Here is a 16,033-nt window from a genome sequence, read left to right as displayed (position 1 = left end):
TCCGCGGGCATGGGGAGCGCCATCCAGTCCTTCGGCGTCAACTGAGCAGACATGATCGCCGGAAGTCGTTAGGCTCGGTGCGACCGCCGCCGAAGGAGCTCTCTTTGACGTCCTCAGAGCTGCAGATCCCGCCTCTCGACACCGCCCGCCGCCTGGCCGAACGCGGTGATCTCGACGGCGCCGCCGCCATACTCGGCGAGCTGGCCGCCGACCCGGCCGACCCCGACAGGGCCCAGGCCGCCGTCGGCCTCGCCGTGGTGCTGGACGAGCGCGGCGACGTCGAGGCCGCCAGAGCCGCGGCCAGGACCGCCCTGGCCACCGGGCACCCCGAATACGCGGCCCAGGCGGCCTGCCACCTGGCGCAGGGCTTCGAACGCGAAGGCCGGGCCGACCAGGCCAGAGCCGCCTGGCAGGCCGTGCTCGGGGTCGGGACGGCCGCCTACGTGCCGCTGGCCCACCTCGCGCTGGCCCGCCTGGCGATGGCGGCCGACGACCCGGAGCAGGCGAACGGAGAGCTGCGCGCCGCCATGGCGGCCGGGGACGACCGGGTCGCGGCACACGCCGCCCAGCAGCTCGCCGACCTCCTGCTGGAGCACGGGCAGGCCGGTGCGGCGGCCGAGGTCATCATGGACGCCCTGGAGTTCGCCGAGGCGCAGGACGTGCCGGGGCTGCGGGTCCAGCTCGGGATCGTGCATCTGGAGCTGGCCTGCGCGGAGTTCGCGGAGACGGTCGAGGACGTCGCGGCCGATCCGCAGACGAGCGCGCTGGCCATCGAGCTGCTGGCCCGTACGCTGCCGCTGCGCGGGCGGCCCGAGGACGCGGACCAGGTCTGGTCGTACGGGCTCAACCACGAGGACACGGCGCTGTCGGCCGAGGTCCGGCTCCGCTACCACCGCGACGCCTGACCGGCCGCTCGCTCGCCAAGGTGGCGGAGGCGCTCCCGTTGCCCCCGCCCGTCGTCAGCGGCCGCTGACCGGACTCGTCAGCCGCGGCGCATGATGGCCATGGCGGCGGCCACGTTGATGATCACGATCGCCAGCCAGGTGATCGTCAGCCCCACCAGCCCCGCGTTGCCGGCCGCGATGGCCGTCAGCGGGATGCCGATGCCCATCGAGCCCAGCGTGATCGGGATCATCGCGGCCCCCGGGGTGGACCGCTTGTGCGGCGGCTCGGCCCCGTGGTGGTGCAGCTCGGCCCGGACGCGGGCGGAGATGGTGGCGTCGAGGCGCTCGACGAACGACTCGACGAGCGCGGCTTCGTACTCCGGGCCGAGATCACGGCGGGCGTCCAGGGTGGCCTGGAGGTCATCCCGGATGGGGCGGTTGTCTGGCATGAGAGTAATCATCCATCCCCTGCGCCGCGCCGTCATCCCACCTGAGGTCCAAGGTGAGATCCTCCCCAGGTACGGTGCTGGCATGAAGGTCATGACCCCGCGAGGGCCCGCTCTGGTCGAGGTGGACGAGGCCGCGGACCCCAGACTGCTGCTCGTGCTGACCCACGGGTCGGCCGGGAGAGTCGACGCTCCCGACCTGGTGGCCGTCCGTGACGCCGCCCTCGGGGCCGGGGCCAGCGTGGCCAGGGTGACGCAGGCGTTCAGAGTGGCGGGGGCGCGGGCGCCGGGCTCGCCGGTCAAGCAGGACGAGGCCTGGGAGATCGTGCTGGGCGAGCTGCGGGCGCGCTGGCGCGGGCTGCCCGTCGTCCAGGGCGGCCGGAGCAACGGGGCGAGGGTCGCCTGCCGGACGGCCTCGGCGGTCGGCGCGGCGGCGGTGGTGGCGCTGGCCTTCCCGCTGCACCCGCCGGGGCGGCCGGAACGTTCCAGAGCGGACGAGCTACGGGGCGCCGGAGTGGACGTGCTGGTGGTCAATGGGGACCGCGATCCGTTCGGGGTCCCGGACGCCAAGGATGCGGCGCGCCTGGTGGTGCTTCCTGGGGAGGGTCACGACCTGAAGAGGGACCCCGCCCGGGTGGGCGAGGTCGTGGCGGAGTGGATCGTCCACTACGCGTAGATCAGGCCGCGCCGACCAGCGGATCGGGCCGGTGCGGGGCGATCACGGTGCCGCTGGGAAGGAGCTCCCCGGTGTCCTCGAACAGGACGACGCCGTTGCACAACAAGCTCCACCCCTGCTCAGGGTGGCAGGCGAGGGTGCGTGCCGCCTCGCGGTCCGGTGCTTCGGCGTCCGGACAAGCCGGGTCGTGCGGGCACATCGGCGTGCCTCCGATATCTCGTGGGATGCTCCCGGTCTGGAGGGGCGGGAGCCTGCTCGGGTTGTTGTTGTGGCAAGTGTGCGACGTATGTCACACGTTCGGACATAGCCCGTTTGGACTGTTACAGGAGGATCCCCGAGTCGTGTGACCTTCGACACAGCGTGCCTTATGCAGGATAACGGGCCAAGCGCGACACGCGCACTACGTTTGCAATCCCTTGAGCAAGGCTTCGAGTCCGCGCTCGAAGTCCACATCGGCCCTTTCGTCCCGCCTGACCCATTCGTCAACCTCCGGATCGGCCCAGCCCGACTGCTGGACCTCGACCGCGACGCTGCCGAACACGTACGCGCGCAGCGCCCGGACGGCCTCCGCGGCGTCGCCGAGCCCGCCGTCGGCGAGCTGCTCGATCTGCTCCTTGATGGCCAGGGCCGTGCCGCCCTTGGGAGGCTTGGTCAGCGCGAGGGCCAGGACGCCCGGATGCTCCCGCAGCAGCTCCCGGCCGGACCTGCACCAGGCCCTGGCCGTCTCCTGCCAGCTTGCGGCCTGCTCCACGTGGACCGCGGTGACGTGCTCGGCCAGGGCGTCCATCAGGGCCTCCTTGCCCCTGGGCAGGTGGTGGTAGATGGCCATGGCCTCCACCTCCAGGGCGTCGCCCAGGCGGCGCATGGTGAGCCGCCGCAGGCCCTGGCTGTCGGCGATGTGGAGCGCGGCCTCGATGATGCGTTCGCGGGACAGCGGAACGGGCGGTCTCTTGGCGGGCATGGTGATCATCTTACTATGTAAAGGCGCCCGGCCCGGGCCGATTTCCGCCCGTGTCGCGGGACGGCGTACCCTTGGCGGTTGAACGAGTACCGACTGCGAGGTAAGGGGCCGAGTCGATGGCGTTTTTCCGTCCGCGGGTGAGCCGGGAGGCCGAGGTCCGCTACCACGCGGACCAGGAGATCTCCAAGAGCTTCCCCGATCTGCTCGACAAGGCCAGGCAGGCCGAGCAGACGTTGCGTGACCTGCGGGCCGCCACGGCCGACGAGATCGAGCTGCTGGCCGCCGGGCGGGCGTTCGACGTGGCGCTCACCGACGCGCTGCGGGCGGCCGAGAGCGGGCAGCGGGCGACGTTCGGGGTGAAGTCCTACGACGACCGCATCGCGCGGCGCAAGGCCAAGGCCACGCCCAAGGGCGCCATGTGGACGGCCGAGGTCGATCGGCTGCGCACGCTGCGCGAGGACAACCGGCTGTGGGGGATCCCGAGCGTGCCCCGGCCGGTGCCCGCCACTCTCTGACGGCATCCACGGAAAAGCCCCGGCACGGTGTGTGCCGGGGCTGTTTCGTCAGCTCGCCCAGTCGAGCAGCGGGCGGGTGTTGCTCGGGTGGCGCAGCTTGGACAGCGACTCCTTCTCGAGCTGGCGGATCCGCTCCCGCGTCAGGCCGAGATACTTGCCGATCTCGTCCAGCGTGTGCGGCTTTCCGTCCACCAGGCCGAAGCGCAGGGCCACGATCTTCGACTCGCGCGGCGAGAGATTGTTCAGCACGCCGCGGAGCTGGTCGCCCAGCAGCTGGCGGTCGACGATCTCCGACGCCTCGGGCGAGTCCACGTCCTCGATGAGGTCGCCGATCGTGGTCTCCCCGTCCTCGCCGATCGTCGCGTTGAGCGAGATCGGCTGGCGGCTGGTGCGCAGCAGCTCCTCGATCTGGTCCGGCGTCCTGTCGAGCTCGACGGCCAGCTCCTCGGGCGTGGGCTCGCGGCCCAGGCGCTGGTGCATGTCACGCTCGATGCGCGACAGCTTGGACAGCATCTCCAGCACGTGCACGGGCAGCCGGATCGTGCGGGCCGAGTCCGCGAAGCCGCGCTGGATGGCCTGCCTGATCCACCACATGGCGTACGTGGAGAACTTGAAGCCCTTGGTGTAGTCGAACTTCTCCACGGCCCTGATGAGCCCCAGGTTGCCCTCCTGGACCACGTCCAGCAGGGACATGCCGCGGTCGGTGTACTTCTTGGCCACCGAGACCACCAGGCGGAGGTTGGCCTCCAGCATGTGGTCCTTGGCCCGCTGGCCGTCCTCGATGACGAGGTGCAGGTCGTCCTTGGCGGAGCGGGACAGGTCGGGGTAGGTCTCCAGCTTGTACTCGGCGTACAGGCCGGCCTCGATCCGCCGGGCCAGCTCGACCTCCTGCGCCGCGGTGAGCAGCGTGCGGCGGCCGATGGACTTGAGGTAGGTGTGCACCGAGTCGCCCATGACCGACTGGTTGTCGTCCAGGTCGATCGGCTCGCTGCCGAGGTCGGCCTCAGCAGCCTCCTCCGAGCTGAGCTTGAGGTCGTCGGGGACGTCCTCCTCGTGCTCGGGCTTGGCGTCGGACGGAACGGAACCGTTCGCGCCGGTTTTTGCCTCGGCCGTCTTCCGGCCGGTAGTCTTTGAGCGCGAAGACCTCGTCGGCGCGGACGTCTTCTGCTGTGTCTTCTTGGTGGCGGTTTTGCTGAGCGACGGCTCATTCTCGGCAGCCAGGCTCACACCGGCCTCCGACAGCTCACGCAGGATCGTGCGGCCTTCAGAGGGGCTGATACCGGCCTCCGCGAACGCGTCACGCAGCTCCGCGAGGGAAAGATGACCCTGGGCGCGCCCTCGCTCAATAAGCTGGTCGAGAGACGCGGGTGGGGTCGCCACGGCGGTTCGGGGCATGAGGACACCTCCTCCGTACGGAGTCGAAGCGATCAGGCAGGTTGTGGTGGGGCGGCTTTGCATCCGCACGGCGCACCAGTATCAATAACGTCATTCGCCGTCATTTGTTCCCGCACCGGCGAAGCAGGACGAAAAAGGGGCGGACCGCCCCCTAGGCGAGCCGCCCCGGACGTAGGTCCTATTCCGTCACCTCGGCCTCTCCGGCCGAGACCTCGGGCATGGGCATGGGCTGGGCTTCCTCCATGCGCTTGTCCGTCCAGTATTCGACGACCTTGCCGGGATCGGGATTGACCTCCGTGGAGACCACGATGCCGTCATCGGTGGTCTCGGGGGTGGGGCCGGTTTCGACCTCGGTGCCGAGCTCTGGGCCTGGGCCCGTGCTCTCCTGCGGTCCCACCGGCGGCCGGCTGGACGGTGTCGCCTTCTCCACCACGGCTCGGGTCTCCTTGCCGACCTGTTCGAGCTTCCCCGCGGAGGCGGCGGCCGCGATGGAGACTCCGCCGGCGACGATGACGCCGACGATGGCCGCGGATGCCCACATCTTGCGGGTCTGGTCCATGAAGGCTCCCTCCTTCTCCCCACTATGACGCAGCCGCAACTCGTCAGGTTCCGGCCTTCAGCCGTACCAGATCGGTCTTGCCGTTCGGCAGCAGCGGCAGGCCCGCGACAATGCGCAGGTCGCGCGGGGCGGCATGAGGGGGAAGCCTATCGCGGCAATATGCCCGCAATTGCTGAAGCGTGGGGGGTGTGTCGGGATCGGCGGGGACGACGATGGCGGTGACCCGTTCGCCCCATTCGGGATCGGGAGTGCCTATCACGGCGGCGTCCGAGACCCCCGGATGCGTGCAGAGCACCGAGGTCACGGCGGCGGCCACGACCTTCTCGCCGCCGGTGTTGATGACGTCGTCGGCCCTGCCCAGGACGCGCAGCCGGCCGCCGGTCAGCTCGCCGAGGTCGGAGGTGACGAACCAGTCGCCGTCGAACGGGCCGGGGGCGGCTTCGCCCGTGGAGCGGTAGCCGGAGAACAGCATGGGCCCCGCGATCCTGATCAGGCCGTCGCCGCCGATTTTGAGATCTACATTGTAAAGGGGCTGGCCGTCGTACACGCAGCCGCCGCACGTCTCGCTCATCCCGTACGTGGTCACGATCCGGGCGCCGAGCTCGCGGGCCCGCTCGACCAGCCCCGGCCTGGGCGCCGCGCCGCCGAGCAGGATGGTGCGGAACACCGACAGGTCCGCCGCCAGCTCGACCAGGCGGTGGAGCTGGGTGGGGACGAGCGAGACGTGCGCCGCGCCCGAATCGAGGACCGCGTGGGGGTCGAACGCCGGGTGGATGATCGGCTCGGTGTCCGACAGCAGGGCGCGTACCAGCACCAGGAGGCCCGAGACGTGGGAGACGGGCAGGCAGCAGAGCCAGCGCTCGCCCGGGGCGGCCCGCACGTGGCGCAGTGAGGCCGCCGCCGAGGCGCGCAGCGCGGCGGCCGACAGCAGCACGCCCTTGGGCGCGCCCGTGCTGCCGCTGGTGGCGATGACGACCGCCACGTCGCCCGGGACGCCCTGGCCGCCGTCCTGGGGCACGCCGTTCACGTGGGTGGGGCGCAGGGCCGCGATCGCCGCGTCCGCGTGGCCGGGGGGAAGGGGGAGGACGGCGGGACCGTCGCCGGACAGGGCGTCGCGGACGGCCGTGAAAAGCTCGGGGCCCGGAGGCTGCACAATGGCATGCAGCGGACGGTCCGGATGCGACGGGTTCCTCCACATGCTCGTAAGGTTAATGGCGACAGGTCGACAGAAGGTCAGGGAGGGTCGTGACGCGTTCTCCCGTGGTCTTCCGGGTTCCGATGCGCACCCGTTTCCGGGGGCAGACCGTCAGGGAAGGGGTGCTGCTGCACGGTCCCGCGGGGTGGGGTGAGTTCTCCCCGTTCCCCGAATACGGGCCGCGCGAGTGCTCCCGCTGGCTGGCGTGTGCCCGGGAGGCGGCCTTCGAGGGCTGGCCGGAGCCGGTGCGCGACAGTGTGCCCGTCAACGCGACCGTGCCGGCCGTGCCCGCCGCGCAGGCCTATGACCTGGTGCGGGCCTCTGGCTGCGGCACGGCGAAGGTGAAGGTGGCCGAGCGCGGGCAGACGTTCGACGACGACGTGGCGCGGGTGGAGGCCGTACGCGACGCGCTCGGCCCCGCCGGGCGGCTGCGGATCGACGCCAACGGCGCGTGGGAGGTCGACGAGGCCGTGCGGCGGTTGAAGCGGCTCGACCGGTTCGACCTGGAATATGCCGAGCAGCCGTGCGCCACGCTGGAGGAGCTGGCGGCGGTGCGGCGGGCGTGCGACGTGCCGATCGCGGCCGACGAGTCGATCAGGAAGGCCGAGGACCCGCTGCGGGTGCGCGCCGCGGAGGCGGCCGACATCGCGGTGGTCAAGGTGCAGCCGCTCGGCGGGGTGCGCAACGCGTTGCGGGTGGTGGAGGCGTGCGGGCTGCCCGCCGTGGTGTCCAGCGCCGTGGAGACCTCCGTGGGCCTGGCGGCGGGGCTGGCGCTGGCCGCCGCGCTGCCGTCCCTGCCGTACGCGTGCGGGCTCGGCACGATGTCGCTGCTGTCGGGCGACGTCGTGGACGACTCGCTGGCGCCGGTGGACGGCCGGCTGACGGTACGACGTCCGTCGGTGAATTTTCAGCATTTGTCGGCTTTTGAGATTGAATCTCCCCAGTGGCTTCGCCGGATGCAGGAGGCGTCACTTTGAACCCCGCCACAGCGCTGGCCACGGTGCTGGTCGACGAACTCGTGCGCTGCGGCCTGACCGACGTGGTGGTGGCGCCCGGCTCGCGTTCGGCCCCCCTGGCGCTGGCCCTGCACGCCGAGTCGCGGGTGCGCCTGCACGTGCGCATCGACGAGCGTTCGGCCTCGTTCCTGGCACTCGGGCTGGCCAAGCGCTCCGAGCGCCCGGTCGCGCTGATCTGCTCCTCCGGCACGGCCACCGCCAACTTCCACCCGGCCGTGATCGAGGCGGGCGAGTCGGGGGTCCCGCTGCTGGTGCTGACTGCCGATCGCCCGCCCGAGCTGCGCGGCACCGGGGCCAACCAGACCATCGACCAGATCAAGCTGTTCGGCACGGCGACCCGCTGGTTCGCCGAGGTCGGCGTGCCGGAGGACCGGCCGGGGCAGGTCGCCTACTGGCGTTCGCTGGCCTGCCGCGCCTACCAGCGCGCGAGCGGCCCGGCCAACCCCGGCCCCGTGCACCTCAACCTGGCCTTCAGGGAGCCGCTGATCCCCGACGGCGACTCCGGCTGGTGCGAGCCGCTCGACGGCGGCGCGAACGGCCCCTGGGTCCGTGCCAGGGTCGCGCCCCCGCCGATCGCCCTGCACATCCCGCCGACCAGGCGCGGCGTGCTCGTGGTCGGCGACGGCGCCGCGAACGTGCGCCGCTACGTGGCCGCCGCCGGCATGGCGGGCTGGCCGGTGCTGTCGGAGCCGAACGGCGGCGCCCGCTACGGCGACCACGCCATCTCCTCCTACCACTACCTGCTGGGCACGCCGGAGTTCGCCGACGCACACCAGCCCGACGTGGTCGTCACGCTGGGCCGTCCCGGGCTGTCGCGGCCGCTGCTGTCGTGGCTGAAGCGGGCCGACGAGCACATCGTGGTGGCGCCCGACCTCGACCGCTGGCCCGACCCGACCAGGTCGGCCACCCAGGTGGCGCAGGCCGTGGAGATCCCGGTCGCCTCGGGCGACGACACCTGGCTGCACGCCTGGCGGCAGGCCGACCTCGCGGTCAGGGCGGCGACGGACGAGGTGCTCGACCTGTCGGGCACGAGCGAGCCGCGCCTGGCCAGGGACCTGGTGGACGGCCTGCCGAACGGCGCGCTGCTGTTCTGCGGCTCCTCCATGCCGATCCGCGACCTGGACCAGTCGATGCGGCCGCGGCGCGGCATCCGGCTGATGGCCAACCGGGGCGCCTCCGGCATCGACGGGGTCGTGTCGGCGGCGATGGGGGCGGCCCTGGCGCACAACGGGCCCTCGTACGCGCTGATCGGCGACCTGTCGTTCCTGCACGACCAGAACGGGCTGATCCTGGGCCCCCGCGAGCCGCGGCCCGACCTGTGCTTCGTGGTGGTGAACAACGACGGGGGCGGGATCTTCTCGCTGCTGCCGCAGGCGGCGGTGCGCGATCCGTTCGAGCGGGTGTTCGGCACGCCGCACGGGGTGGACCTCGGGTACGTGGCGGCGGCCACGGGGACGCCGTACACGCTGGTGTCGGACATCAGCGACCTGTCCAAGGCGCTGCGCGGCGAAGGACCCCGGGTGGTGGAGGTGCGCACCGACCGCGAGGAGAACGTCGCCGTGCACGGCCGGCTCCGGGACGCCGCGCAGGAGGCCATCCGCGCCTACCTGGAGGACTAGGCGCCCCTCTCAGGAGCTCAGGACGTCGAGGAGGCGGTTGAGCGGGCTGTCCAGGCCGTAGCGGTCGGCCAGCCGGACCAGCGCCTCCGGGTCGCGCGGCTTGGCGGGCAGCGCCAGGTCGGCGGCGGGCAGCGGGGAGTCGGAGGCCACCGCGACGACGGCGGGTGCGGCCCGCAGGTAGTCGCGGGCGGCGGTCAGCTTGGTGCGGCTGCCGGCCGGGAAGCCGTCGGTCTCGCCCGCGTCCAGGGCCTCGATCAGCGCGCCGAGCGAGCCGAAGCGGGTGATCAGGGCGGCCGCGGTCTTCTCGCCGACGCCCGCGACGCCGGGCAGGCCGTCGCTGGGGTCGCCGCGCAGGGTGGCGAAGTCGGCATAGGTACGCCCGGGGATGCCGTACTTGGCGGTGACGAACGCCTCGTCCACGATCTGCAGGTTGCGGATGCCGCGCACGGTGTAGAGGACGCGGACCGGGCGGGCGTCGTCGACCAGCTGGAACAGGTCGCGGTCGCCGGTCACGATGTCCACGGCGCCGTCGCCCCGGCCCGCGGCCTGGTGGGTGAGGGTGCCGATGACGTCGTCGGCCTCGTAGCCGGGCGACTCCAGGCGGGCGATGCCGAGGGCGTCGAGCACCTCCTCGATGATCGCGATCTGCGGGACGAGGGTGGCCGGGACCTCCTCGGTGTTGCCGTGGGCGACCCGGTGCGCCTTGTACGTGGGGATCGCCGCCACCCGGAACGCCGGCCGCCAGTCGGCGTCCATGGTGGCCACCAGCTCGGTGGGGGAGTGCTGGCGCACGAGGGTGGCGATCATGTCGATGAGGCCGCGCACGGCGTTGATCGGCGAGCCGTCCGGAGCCTTGATCGACTCGGGGATGCCGAAGAAGGCGCGGAAGTAGAGGGATGGGGTGTCCAGAAGCATGAGCACGCCTCTATGGTCGCACTCCCGGCGGATCCCCGCTGGCCGCCACGGGCGGGCGGCCGCTTCTGGCCGCTACGGGCCGCTGCTAGTGGCGGCTCATGGCTGCCACGCGCCGCTGCGAGCGGCGGGCTCCGGACGGCTTCCGGTCGCTGCGAGCGGCGGGCTCCGGACCGCTTCCTGTCGCTGCGAGCGGCGGGGTGCCGGGCCGATGGGGCTCGGGCCGCTATGCGTCGTCCCGCGCGGGCATGCTCACGGCCAGCAGGCAGGCGTCGTCCTCCGGGTTGGGGCCGCCGATGCCGGCCAGCAGGCGGTCGAGCCCGGCGTCCAGGTCTCCGGCCGGTACGTCGCGGGCGGCTTCCAGGGCCAGCCCGAGGCCCACGTCGATGTCGCGGGTGCGCCGCTCCACCAGCCCGTCGGTGAACATCAGCAGCAGGTCCCCCGGCTGCAGCCGCGTGGTCGCCAGCTCGTACGGCCGCCCGGAGGCCGCGCCGAGCAGCACGCCCCTGGGCTGGGCGAGCTGGCTGGCGACGCCGTCGCGCACGAGGATGGGCGCCAGGTTCCCGGCCTGGCTCCAGGCGAGCACGCGGGTCTCCGGGTCCAGATGGCCGATGATCGCGGTGGCCGTGGTGTCGGTGAGCTGGTGCATGACGAGGTCGTTCAGCCAGGCCAGCAGGTTGTTCGCGGGCCGGCCGGTCATGGCCAGGCCGACGAGGGCGTGGCGGAGCTGGGCCATGTGCGCGATGGCGGGCAGCCCGTGGCCGGAGACGTCGCCGATGGCCAGCAGCAGCCGGCCGTCCGGGGCCGGGGCGGCCTCGAACCAGTCGCCGCCCAGGTTCGCGGTCGTCTCGGCGGGCACGTAGCGCACCGCGACCCTGGTGTGCGGCAGGTCGAGGCAGCCGTCGGGCTCGGGCAGGATCGCCTCGCGCAGGGCCAGCATCACGTGGCGTTCCTCGGCGGCCTGCTCGCGCGCCTCCAGGAGCTGGCGGCGCGACTCCGACATCAGGCGCTCGGCCCGGCGGCGGCCGGTGATGTCCTGGATGACGCCGTGCATGCCGGTGGGGCCGCCGGGGGCCATCAGCGGTTCGAGCACGACCCGCAGATCACGCAGCTCGCCGAAGCTCGCGCCGCGGCGGATGCGGAACTCGGCCTGTACGGGCTCGACGCCCTGCAGGGCCGACCACAGCAGGCGGTCGAGCGCGCCCACGTCCGCGGGCTCGACGTGCTCGGCCAGGTCGGCCAGCGCGATCGGGCCGGCCTGCGGGTCGCGGCCGAAGATGGCGTAGACCTGGTCGGACCAGACGACCTCGCCGGTGTGGAGGTGCCACTCCGCCCAGCCCATGTTGCCGAGCCGCTGGGCGTGCGCGAGCCGTACCGCGAGCATCTCGGCGTCGCTCTCGTGCCCGAGCAGCTCGGCCGCGCCTATGACGTCGACCATGGTCTCACTCTCAAAGTGCGGTGGAACTGGACAATTGACCCCACACTACGTGATCAATATTGAACGGAGTGTAGCGATGGCTTTCCGTGTTGTGAGACCTTTTCGCGGATTTTAGGCGGCCCAGTCCGGAGTAGATTGTGGCTGTGACGTCCTCAGACCTGTATCCCGTGTCCCGTCTCGCCGCCGTGCAGGAGGCCACCGCCAAGGCCGGGCTCGACGCCCTGTTGCTCACTCCGGGTCCCGATCTGCGTTATGTGAGCGGCTATGACGCCAAGCCGCTGGAGCGGCTGACCTGCCTCGTGGTGCCCGCCTCCGGCGAGCCGTACATGATGGTGCCGCGCCTGGAGCTGCCCGCCGCGCAGGCGTCGCCCGCCTCGCGGCTCGGGCTGGAGTTCGTGGCCTGGGACGAGACCGACGACCCGTACGCGATCGCGGCGGCCAGGCTGGGCGGCGCCGGCAAGGTGGGGCTGGCCGACCGGATGTGGGCGATGTCGTCGCTGCGCTTCCGCGAGGTGCTGCCGGAGGCTGAGCAGGTGCTGGCCGGCAGCGTGCTGCGGGAGCTGCGGATGCGCAAGTCGGCCGCCGAGGCGGCGGCGTTGCGCGCGGCGGGCGAGGCGATCGACTCGGTGCATCGCCAGGTCCCCGGGTTCCTGCGGGCGGGGCGCACGGAGCGGGAGGTGGGCCGGGACATCGCCGAGGCGATCCTGGCTGCGGGCCACGAGACGGTCGACTTCGTGATCGTCGCCTCCGGGCCCAACGGCGCCAGCCCGCACCACGACATGTCCGACCGGGTGATCCAGGCGGGCGAGCCGGTCGTGGTGGACATCGGTGGCCAGCTGCACAACGGCTACTGCTCCGACTCCACGCGGACCTACAGCGTGGGGGAGCCGCCCGCCGACTTCGCCGCATACTACGAGGTGCTGCGCCGGGCCCAGGACGCGGCCTGCGCGGCGGTGCGGCCGGGCGTGTCGTGCGAGTCGATCGACGCTGCGGCCAGGGAGGTCATCGCCGAGGCGGGCTACGGCGACTACTTCATCCACCGCACCGGGCACGGGATCGGGATCGAGACGCACGAGGAGCCGTACATCGTGGCCGGCAACGGCGAGCCGATGGAGCCCGGGTTCGCCTTCTCCGTCGAGCCGGGCATCTACCTGCCCGGCCGGCATGGGGCCAGGATCGAGGACATCCTGGTGTGCACCGACACCGGCGGCGAGCGGCTGAACAACACGCCGCGCGAGCTGGTGATCGTCTAGACGCGACCGGCCGGGTAGGCGCTCTGGAAGCCGGGCCCCGGCGGGGGGTGCGGCTGTGGCACAGTCGCTGTCATGTTCGCGGAGATCGTGTACGCCACCCGGCCCGGGTCCGAGCGGCCGAACGAGGACCTGGTGATCGCCGGGCCCTCGTGGATCGTGGTGCTCGACGGGGCCACGGCGGCGGCCGGGGTGGACAGCGGCTGCGTGCACGACGTGGCGTGGCTGGTGGCCCGGCTCGGCGGCGCGCTGGCGGACGGGCTCTGCGCCGGGGATGGCGCGTCGCCGGCGGAGATCCTGGCAGCGGCCATCGAGCGGACCCGCTCCGCGCACGGCGGCGCCTGCGATCTGGCGAACCCGGACTCGCCGTCCTCGACGGTGGCCATGGTCAGAAGCGTGCGCGGGCGGCTGGAGTACCTGGTGCTGGGGGATTCGCCGGTGGTGTTCGCGCTGGCGGGCGGCGGGGTGCGGGTGGTGAGCGACGATCGGCTGGAGCGGCTGCCCGGCGGGCGGCCGTACTCGGTGGAGCTGGTGCGGCGGATGCGGTGCGCGCCCGGCGGGTTCTGGGTGGCAGGGGCCCGGCCTGAGGCGGCCGGGCACGGCGTGTGCGGGGCCGTGGACGCGCGCGAGGTGCGCGGGGCCGGGGTGTTCACCGACGGGGTCGCGCGGCTCGTCGAGTGGTACGGCTGGAGCTGGGACGACGTGCTCGCGGTGCTGACCGGGCAGGGGCCTGGGGCGTTGATCGGGGCCGTGCGCGAGCTGGAGCGGTCGCGGGGGCCGGTGCGCGGGAAGCGGCACGACGACGCGACCGCCGCGTGGGGGCTCGTCGGGGCGCTCTGAGGGTGTATCAGGCGGGGCCTGCGCTGCTCTGGAATGCTGAGGGCGGCGGAGGGAACGCGCATGTTCGTCGGCAGGATTGCGGAGATCGCCCTGTTGCGGGCGGAGTTGCGTGCGGTGGGCGGGGGAGCCGCACGGAGGGTTGTGATCGAGGGGCCGGAGGGGATCGGCAAGTCCGCGCTCATCCACCACACGCTCGGCGGGGAGGCGGGCGTGCGGGTGCTGGCGGCCAGCGGCGAGGAGAGCGAACGTCAGCTCAGACTCGGCGTCGTGCGACAGCTCGCGGAGGGCGCTGCGCGACAGCTCGCGGAGGGCGCTGCGCGACAGCTTGCCGATAGCGCGGCGCGGGAGCTCGGCGATCGTGCTGCGCGGCAGCTTGCGGACGATGCTGCGCGGCAGTTCGGCGATCATGCGGTGCCGGAGCTGGCGGACGGTGTGGGGCGTCCGCTGGTCGATGGTGCGCTGGGGGAGTGGGCCGGGCCGGGGCTGGCGGGGCTGGATCCCTGTGCGGCGGGGCAGGTGCTCTGCGACGTCATCGACCGGTTGCAGGCGCAGGGGCCGCTGGCCGTGGTGGTCGATGACGCGCAGTGGGCGGATCGGCCGTCGCTGCGCGCCCTCGGTTACGTGCTGCGGCGGATCCGGGCGGGGCGGGTGCTTGTGGTGATCGCCTGCCGTGACCTGTCCGACCCGCGTGCCGACCCCTGGGCCGCTCCACAAGCCGCCCTCCCAGCCGCCCTACCAGCCGCTCTGCAAGCTGGTGCGCAGGCCGAGTCGCAGGCCACGCTGGTCGGCCCGCAAACCGGCTCATGGACGGGCCCGTGGGCCGGCTCGTCGGCGGACGCGTGGCTGCCGGAAGGGCTGCGGCGGCTCCTGACCGGCGACGACACGCTCCGCATCACGCTCGGCGGGCTGAGCGCGGCCGACCTGGCGGAGCTGGCCGGCTCGGCAGGACGCCCCGGCGACCCACCGGCGGTCACGCCTGGCGCGGACGCCGGCGGCGACGGGACGCTGTCGGCGCTCGGCCCAGGCGGGGTGGCGGGGCTGGCCGGGCAGGTGGCCGTCCGGTTGCGTGAGCACACCCTGGGCAACCCGTTGCACGCCCGCGCCCTGCTGGCCGGCGTCCCGCTGCCGGTCCTGGCCGATCCCGGCGTACGCCTGCCCGTCCCCAGCACGTACCTGCGGCTCTTCGCCCGCCGCCTGCACACCTGCACCCCCGCCGCCCGGCAGCTCGCCGCGGCGTGCGCGGTGCTGGGCGGGCGCTGCCCGCTGCACCTGGCCGCGGCCGTCGGCACCGGGCTCGGCGAGCCGCTGAACGCCCTCGAAGAGGCCGTCGGCGCCGGGCTGCTCCGCGAGCTGCCCGGCCGCATGATCGACTTTCCCGAGCCGCTGGCGCGGGCCGCGGCCTACGACTGGCTCGGCGCGGGCGGCCGGGCGCGCCTGCACCTGACCGCCGCCCGGCTGGTGGACGACCCCGGCACGGCGCTGCGCCACCGGGCCGCCGCGGCGGGCGGGCCCGACGAGCTGCTGGCCGACGAGCTGGTCGGGTACGCCGCCAAGGCCGTGCAACACGGGCAGTGGCAGGAGTCCGCCGCCCATCTGGACCTGGCCGCCGGGCTCACCGAGTCGGCGGCGCGCTGCGACGAGCTGCGCACGGCGGTGCTGGAGCACGTCCTCATCGGGGGCGATGTGCTCCGGGCCGCCGAGCTCGCCACGGCGCGCAACGCCGACCCGCGCCCGGTGCGCCGGTACGTGCTCGGACGGCTCGCGCTGGCCTCCGGACGCTTCGATGAGGCGTCCGAGCTGCTGGCCGAGGCGTGGCGGCACAGAGAGCCCGGGTTCGCCGCCGACGTGGCCGAGCAGGTGGCCTGGCTGCGGTTGGTCACCGGGGACCGTGCGGCGGCGGTGGACTGGGCCCGCCTGGCGATCGAACAGCCCCTGCAGGGCGCGGTCGCCAGGCCGTACGACGTGCTGGCGCTGGGCGGGGCACCCAGCGCCAGCGCGCCACCCGACAGCCTCGCCGCGGCCGTCGCGCTCCTGGAGTGCGACGCGGCCGAGCAGGCGGGCGCGATGCTCAGGCGGGTCGTCGCAGCGGAGCGGAAGGCCGGGCTGCCGCACCACCGGCTGCTGGCCACCGCGCTGCTCGCCGTAGCCGAGCACGGGGAGTCGCGCTGGGACGAGGCCGCCACCAGGGCGGGCCGCGCGCTGGCCGAGGCGCTCACGCTGGGCCAGCGGTGGCTGCTGCCGTGCCTGGAAGTGGTGTGCGCGGCGCCGCTGGCGGCCCGCGGCGAGCTCGACCGGGCGCTGGCGCACGTCGCGGGAGCGCGGGCCAC

16 protein-coding genes are annotated in these 16,033 nt (G+C 73.2%); 8 read left to right on the top strand and 8 right to left on the bottom strand.

Annotated elements, in window-relative coordinates; genetic code table 11:
• The first annotated feature begins 104 nt into the window (after window positions 1-104).
• Window positions 105-905, top strand: coding sequence for a tetratricopeptide repeat protein (locus ABEA43_RS49470; RefSeq protein WP_345573069.1), 801 nt, complete (start codon window positions 105-107; stop codon window positions 903-905).
• A gap of 77 nt (window positions 906-982) precedes the next feature.
• Here ABEA43_RS49470 and ABEA43_RS49465 read toward each other — a convergent pair whose 3' ends face one another.
• Entirely contained in the window at window positions 983-1,333 is a 351-nt protein-coding gene (locus tag ABEA43_RS49465; protein WP_345573068.1) for a hypothetical protein, read from the bottom strand.
• Between the two features lie 82 nt (window positions 1,334-1,415).
• Between ABEA43_RS49465 and ABEA43_RS49460 the strand changes: the two genes are divergently transcribed.
• Window positions 1,416-2,006, top strand: a complete 591-nt coding sequence (locus ABEA43_RS49460; RefSeq protein WP_345573067.1) for an alpha/beta hydrolase family protein — start codon at window positions 1,416-1,418, stop codon at window positions 2,004-2,006.
• Between the two features lies 1 nt (window position 2,007).
• On the opposite strand, the gene ABEA43_RS49455 is transcribed toward ABEA43_RS49460, so the two are convergent.
• Window positions 2,008-2,205 carry a DUF5999 family protein gene (locus tag ABEA43_RS49455; RefSeq protein WP_132341476.1) on the bottom strand — a complete coding sequence of 66 codons (198 nt, stop codon included), beginning with the start codon at window positions 2,203-2,205 and terminating at the stop codon, window positions 2,008-2,010.
• A 201-nt stretch (window positions 2,206-2,406) separates the two neighbouring features.
• The gene (locus ABEA43_RS49450; RefSeq protein WP_345573066.1) at window positions 2,407-2,967 is read right to left on the bottom strand and encodes a TetR/AcrR family transcriptional regulator C-terminal domain-containing protein; all 561 of its coding nucleotides are present in this window, start codon (window positions 2,965-2,967) and stop codon (window positions 2,407-2,409) included.
• A gap of 116 nt (window positions 2,968-3,083) precedes the next feature.
• On the opposite strand from ABEA43_RS49450, the gene ABEA43_RS49445 reads away from it, so the two are divergent.
• Complete coding sequence (locus ABEA43_RS49445) at window positions 3,084-3,482, top strand: hypothetical protein (protein ID WP_345573065.1); 399 nt, start codon at window positions 3,084-3,086, stop codon at window positions 3,480-3,482.
• A 48-nt stretch (window positions 3,483-3,530) separates the two neighbouring features.
• On the opposite strand, the gene ABEA43_RS49440 is transcribed toward ABEA43_RS49445, so the two are convergent.
• The 3 genes from ABEA43_RS49440 to ABEA43_RS49430 form a co-directional block, all read right to left on the bottom strand.
• The gene (locus tag ABEA43_RS49440) at window positions 3,531-4,877 is read right to left on the bottom strand and encodes an RNA polymerase sigma factor (RefSeq protein ID WP_345573064.1); all 1,347 of its coding nucleotides are present in this window, start codon (window positions 4,875-4,877) and stop codon (window positions 3,531-3,533) included.
• 178 nt (window positions 4,878-5,055) lie between these two features.
• Window positions 5,056-5,436 carry a hypothetical protein gene (locus tag ABEA43_RS49435; RefSeq protein ID WP_345573063.1) on the bottom strand — a complete coding sequence of 127 codons (381 nt, stop codon included), beginning with the start codon at window positions 5,434-5,436 and terminating at the stop codon, window positions 5,056-5,058.
• 43 nt (window positions 5,437-5,479) lie between these two features.
• Window positions 5,480-6,634 (bottom strand): AMP-binding protein, encoded by a 1,155-nt coding sequence (locus ABEA43_RS49430; protein ID WP_345573062.1) that lies wholly within the window; start codon window positions 6,632-6,634, stop codon window positions 5,480-5,482.
• An 80-nt stretch (window positions 6,635-6,714) separates the two neighbouring features.
• Here ABEA43_RS49430 and ABEA43_RS49425 point away from each other — a divergent pair, with 80 nt between their 5' ends.
• Complete coding sequence (locus tag ABEA43_RS49425) at window positions 6,715-7,608, top strand: o-succinylbenzoate synthase (protein WP_425570555.1); 894 nt, start codon at window positions 6,715-6,717, stop codon at window positions 7,606-7,608.
• Entirely contained in the window at window positions 7,605-9,266 is a 1,662-nt protein-coding gene (menD, locus tag ABEA43_RS49420; RefSeq protein ID WP_345573060.1) for a 2-succinyl-5-enolpyruvyl-6-hydroxy-3-cyclohexene-1-carboxylic-acid synthase, read from the top strand. Before ABEA43_RS49425 ends, menD begins: the two co-directional genes overlap by 4 nt.
• A 9-nt stretch (window positions 9,267-9,275) precedes the next feature.
• Here menD and ABEA43_RS49415 read toward each other — a convergent pair whose 3' ends face one another.
• Both ABEA43_RS49415 and ABEA43_RS49410 read right to left on the bottom strand, forming a co-directional pair.
• The gene (locus ABEA43_RS49415; RefSeq protein ID WP_345573191.1) at window positions 9,276-10,181 is read right to left on the bottom strand and encodes a 5'-3' exonuclease; all 906 of its coding nucleotides are present in this window, start codon (window positions 10,179-10,181) and stop codon (window positions 9,276-9,278) included.
• Between the two features lie 223 nt (window positions 10,182-10,404).
• Window positions 10,405-11,616 (bottom strand): PP2C family protein-serine/threonine phosphatase, encoded by a 1,212-nt coding sequence (locus ABEA43_RS49410; protein ID WP_345573059.1) that lies wholly within the window; start codon window positions 11,614-11,616, stop codon window positions 10,405-10,407.
• Between the two features lie 143 nt (window positions 11,617-11,759).
• On the opposite strand from ABEA43_RS49410, the gene ABEA43_RS49405 reads away from it, so the two are divergent.
• From ABEA43_RS49405 to ABEA43_RS49395, 3 genes are all read left to right on the top strand, one after another.
• Complete coding sequence (locus tag ABEA43_RS49405) at window positions 11,760-12,869, top strand: M24 family metallopeptidase (protein ID WP_345573058.1); 1,110 nt, start codon at window positions 11,760-11,762, stop codon at window positions 12,867-12,869.
• A gap of 72 nt (window positions 12,870-12,941) precedes the next feature.
• Window positions 12,942-13,706 carry a protein phosphatase 2C domain-containing protein gene (locus ABEA43_RS49400; RefSeq protein ID WP_345573057.1) on the top strand — a complete coding sequence of 255 codons (765 nt, stop codon included), beginning with the start codon at window positions 12,942-12,944 and terminating at the stop codon, window positions 13,704-13,706.
• Window positions 13,707-13,766: 60 nt separating this feature from the next.
• The coding region (locus tag ABEA43_RS49395; RefSeq protein WP_345573056.1) for an AAA family ATPase at window positions 13,767-16,033 on the top strand (2,267 nt) is incomplete at its 3' end.

Source organism: Nonomuraea rosea, assembly GCF_039539705.1.
In the GTDB taxonomy this organism is placed as follows: domain Bacteria; phylum Actinomycetota; class Actinomycetes; order Streptosporangiales; family Streptosporangiaceae; genus Nonomuraea; species Nonomuraea rosea.
This window is presented reverse-complemented; position numbering and strand designations above follow the sequence as displayed.